4 protein-coding genes are annotated in these 3,938 nt (G+C 73.3%); all 4 read right to left on the bottom strand.

Annotated elements, in window-relative coordinates; all coding sequences use genetic code 11:
- A partial coding sequence (thiL, locus tag MNZ39_RS23560; protein WP_242341522.1) for a thiamine-phosphate kinase occupies nucleotides 1-589 on the bottom strand: 589 nt, incomplete at its 3' end.
- Nucleotides 589-1,983: a cell wall metabolism sensor histidine kinase WalK gene (locus MNZ39_RS23555; protein ID WP_242341521.1), complete on the bottom strand. Its 1,395-nt coding sequence runs from the start codon at nucleotides 1,981-1,983 to the stop codon at nucleotides 589-591. The genes thiL and MNZ39_RS23555, both read right to left, overlap by 1 nt.
- On the bottom strand, nucleotides 1,980-2,669 hold the full coding sequence (locus tag MNZ39_RS23550; RefSeq protein ID WP_242341523.1) for an ATP/GTP-binding protein: 690 nt from the start codon (nucleotides 2,667-2,669) through the stop codon (nucleotides 1,980-1,982). Before MNZ39_RS23550 ends, MNZ39_RS23555 begins: the two co-directional genes overlap by 4 nt.
- 138 nt (nucleotides 2,670-2,807) lie before the next feature.
- The coding region (locus MNZ39_RS23545) for an ATP-dependent DNA helicase (protein WP_305037349.1) at nucleotides 2,808-3,938 on the bottom strand (1,131 nt) is incomplete at its 5' end.

Raw genomic sequence — 3,938 nt, 5'->3', positions numbered from 1 at the left:
GCCCCGCGGCGAGGCGCGGCGTGGGCCGGCGCTGGCGGCGGACGAGCGCGGCCGGTGCGCCGGGAGCCCGCCCCAGCGCGGCGTCGCCGAGGGTGCCGGTGACGGCGACGAGGTCGCCCGCGCGCGCGCCGGTGCGGAGCAGCGCGCGCCCCTCGGGGACGGCGCCGATGGCGGTGACGGTGACGGACAGCTCGGAGGCGCGCGTGACGTTCCCGCCGGCCACCGCGACGCGGTAGCGCCGCGCGCAGGCGCCGAGGCCGCGGCCGAGGCGCACGAGCTCGGCGGGGCGCACCCCGGGCGGCACGCCCAGGCACACGAGGGCCCAGAGCGGCCGCGCGCCCATGGCGGCGAGGTCGGAGAGGTTCACCGCGAGCGCCTTCCAGCCGACGTCCTCCGGCGAGAAGGCGCGGTCGAAGTGGACGCCGGCCACCACCGCGTCCGCGGTGACGACGAGCTCCTCGCCGCGCGGCGGGGCGAGCACCGCCGCGTCGTCGCCGGGGCCGATCCGCACCCCCTCGCCGTGGAGCGGCAGCGCGTGCGTGAAGCGTCGGATGAGCTCGAACTCGCCGGGCGGCGGCCGCGGGGGCATCAGGAGGCGCGCCCGACGGCGGCGAGCGGGACGATGGGGGTGTAGGCGGGCGCGACGCTCGGGCGGAGCGGCAGCACGAGCGAGAAGGTGGTGCCCACGCCGGCGGTGGAGCGCAGCGCCACCTCGCCGCCGTGCGCCTCCACGAAGCTCTTCACGATGGCGAGGCCCAGGCCGGCGCCGCCGTACTCGCGCGTGGACGAGCCGTCCACCTGGTAGAAGACGTCGAAGACCTTGCCGAGGTGCTCCTCGGCGATGCCGATGCCGCTGTCCGCGACGTGGATGGCGAGCCGGTCCCCCGCGAGCGCCTCGGCGAAGACGCGGATCGCCCCGCCCGCGGGCGTGAACTTCACCGCGTTCGAGCAGAGGTTCACGAGGCACTGGCGGAGCTTGTCGCGGTCGGCCTGGATGCGGGGCATGGCGCCCGCCTCGCAGGCGATCTTGAGCCCCTTCTTGCGCGCGAGCGGCAGCACGGTCGCCACGGCGTCGCGCATGATCTGGGTGGCGTCCACGTCGGAGAGCACGAGCCGCACGCGCCCGGCCTCGATCTTGGAGATGTCCAGGATCGAGGTGATGAGCTGCAGCAGGTTCTCCCCCTTCTCCATGATGATGCCGAGGTACTCGCGCTGCTCGGCGGTGAGCGGGCCGCCGAGCCCCTCGAGCATCATCTCCGAGTAGCCGATGACGCTCGTGAGCGGGGTGCGCAGCTCGTGGCTCATGGTGGCGAGGAAGTTCGACTTGAGACGATCGAGCTCTTTCAGCTTCGCGTAGCTGTCCTCGAGCTCGCGGTTCTTGTCCTGCAGCTCGCGGTAGCTCTCCTGCACCGCCTCGATGTGGAGCTTCGCCGCGATGAGGCTCTTGTGGCCGGTGAAGACCATCACGTCGAGGAGATCCATGAAGTGCTTCAGGATCTTCTCGGCGGTGGCGACCGAGACGCGCCGGATCTTCTGCTGGTAGCCCTTCGCGAGCTCCGCGTCGAAGTCGGGCGCGATGCCGCGCAGCGAGGCGGGCAGCTCGACGAGGTCGTCCGGGACGAACGGGCCGAACACCACCCGGCCGAGGAGGTCGCCCTCGTAGAGGATCGGCTGCACCACGTAGCGGCAGCCGGAGAAGCACTCCACGAGGACCGGGGTGGGCTCCTCGGGGAGCGGCTCGCCCTTCGCCTTGGCCACCGTGGCGATGCAGCCCTCGCGGCCGGCGGCCTTCGACCAGATGTAGCCGCAGAAGTCGGCGTTCCCCACCCGCACGTCCACGAGCTTGTTGCCCGCCTCGTCGAACACCTTGATGCCGACGCGGTACAGCTCGGAGAACGAGTGGCAGACGTCGCCGAACGCCCGGAGATCGAGGAGATCCCCGAGCGGCAGCCGCTGCTGCAGGAAGGACGGCGGCAGCGTCATCGCGCCGGCGCCTCCGCGAGCCGTGAGCCGCGCACGTCCACGTGCGAGAAGATCTGGCCGAGGAACTCGCGCTCCGACACCTGCCAGGTGGACTCGAGGCCGAAGCGCTTGTCGAGGGTGCGGTAGGTGAGCTGGAGCAGCGCGTGCAGGGTCTCGAGGACGCCCTCGCCGCGGATGGCCACCGCCGGCACGATGCGCGGCTGGATCACGCGGAGCAGATCACCGAGCTCGCCGTCGCCGCGCGCGTCCTCGAGGTCGCGCTTGTTCATCTGGATGACGATGGGCAGGGACCTGTAGTCGAGCCCGTTCGCCTCCAGGTTCTTCAGCATGTTGTTCCAGTAGGCGAGCGTCGGCGCGGCCTCGCTGCGACGCGAGTCGGCCACGAACGCCACCGCGTCGGTGCCCTGCAGCACGATGCGCCGGGTGGACTCGTGCATCACCTGGCCCGGCACCGTGTACAGCTTCAGCTTCACCTTCACGCCCGCCCGGGTGCGGAAGAACACGGGCATCATGTCGAAGAAGAGCGTCCGGTCGTCCTTCGTGTCGAGCGTCATGAGACGCCCGCGGATCTTCGGATCGATCTTCTGGAAGAGCGCCTGGAGGTTGGTCGTCTTCCCGGACAGCGCCGGGCCGTAGTAGACGACCTTGACGGCGATCTCGCGCGTGTCGGCGTTGAACTGGGCCATGCGGTCGGGTGGGGGCGACATTTCGCCCGGGTACCTACTCTAACCGATCAGCGCGCGATCCCCGATGTCCCCGCCCGGTGAACGGACGCCCGCTCGGACGGGGAGTCGGTGCTCCCTCGACGCACACCCCGTCTCGCGTCACGCCCGGTGCGGCGCCTGGGCGACTCCGCCACGCTGCCACCAGGCGCGCGCCTCCTCCACGCTCCGGAGGAGCGGGCTCTTCGGCAGGGTGGCGAGGAACGCGCGCCCGTAGCCCTTCGTGACGAGGCGCCGGTCGAGGATCGCGACGAGGCCCCGGTCGTCGCGGGTCCGCACGAGCCGGCCGAAGCCCTGCCGCAGCGCGAGCGCCGCCGCGGGGACCGAGAGCTCGGAGAAGCCGTCCCGCCCCTCCGCCTCGAGCGCGCGCAGCCGCGCCGCCACCACCGGATCTCCCGGCGGCGCGAACGGGAGCCGGTCGATGACCACGAGCGACAGGGCATCGCCCGGGACGTCCACCCCCTCCCAGAAGCTCGCCGTGGCGAAGAGCACCGACGGCTCGGCGCGGAACGCCTCGAGGAGGCGCGCCTTGGGGCGCTCCCCCTGGAGGAGGACCTGGTACGGGAGATCGCGGAGCGCCGAGTGCAGCGCCACCATGTTGCGGTTCGAGGTGCAGAGCACGAACGCGCGCCCGTCCGTCACGGCGGTGAGCGCGCGGATCGCGCCGGCGGCAGCCTCGAGGAAGCCCGGCGCGTTGGGCTCGGGGACCGCGGCCGGCGAGACGATGGCCGCCTGGCGCGGGAAGTCGAACGGGCCGGGGTAGCGGGCCTCGTCCACGTCGAACTCGGGCGCGAGGCCGACCTGGCGGCGGAAGTAGTCGAAGCGCCCCTGCGCGGCGAGGGTGGCGCTCGTGAAGACCACGGTGTCCGTGCGCCGGTAGAGCCGGGCCTGCAGCTCCTCGGCGACGTCGATGGGCGCCGCGCGCAGGAACACGCCCCGCCCGCGCACCTCGGCGAAGTACACGCGCGAGGGCTCCTTCATCGCCGTGACCGCCGCGAGCTCCACCCGCAGCTCGCCGGCGCGCCGCGCGATCTGGGCGAGCTGGGGCGCCTCGGCCTCGGCGAGGAGCTCGCGCAGCGCCTCGAGCGCGGCGTCGAGGCGCGCCTGGTCGCGCTCGCACGGCGCGAGGAGCTCCTCCACGAGCGGCGCGCGCACGCTCTCCTCCTCCTGGCCGCGGCGCGGGGTGCGGCCCCGGGGGGCGCCGCGCGCGCCGAAGCCGCGCTGCGGCCCGGC

Source organism: Anaeromyxobacter sp. SG66 (genome assembly GCF_022690805.1).
In the GTDB taxonomy this organism is placed as follows: domain Bacteria; phylum Myxococcota; class Myxococcia; order Myxococcales; family Anaeromyxobacteraceae; genus Anaeromyxobacter; species Anaeromyxobacter soli.
This window is presented reverse-complemented; position numbering and strand designations above follow the sequence as displayed.

What these genes read in the sequence shown, in the direction of transcription:
- MNZ39_RS23555 (WP_242341521.1), bottom strand. Translation starts at nt 1,983, where the DNA reads ATGACGCTGCCGCCGTCCTTCCTGCAGCAGCGGCTGCCGCTCGGGGAT.
- MNZ39_RS23550 (WP_242341523.1), bottom strand. Translation starts at nt 2,669, where the DNA reads ATGGCCCAGTTCAACGCCGACACGCGCGAGATCGCCGTCAAGGTCGTC.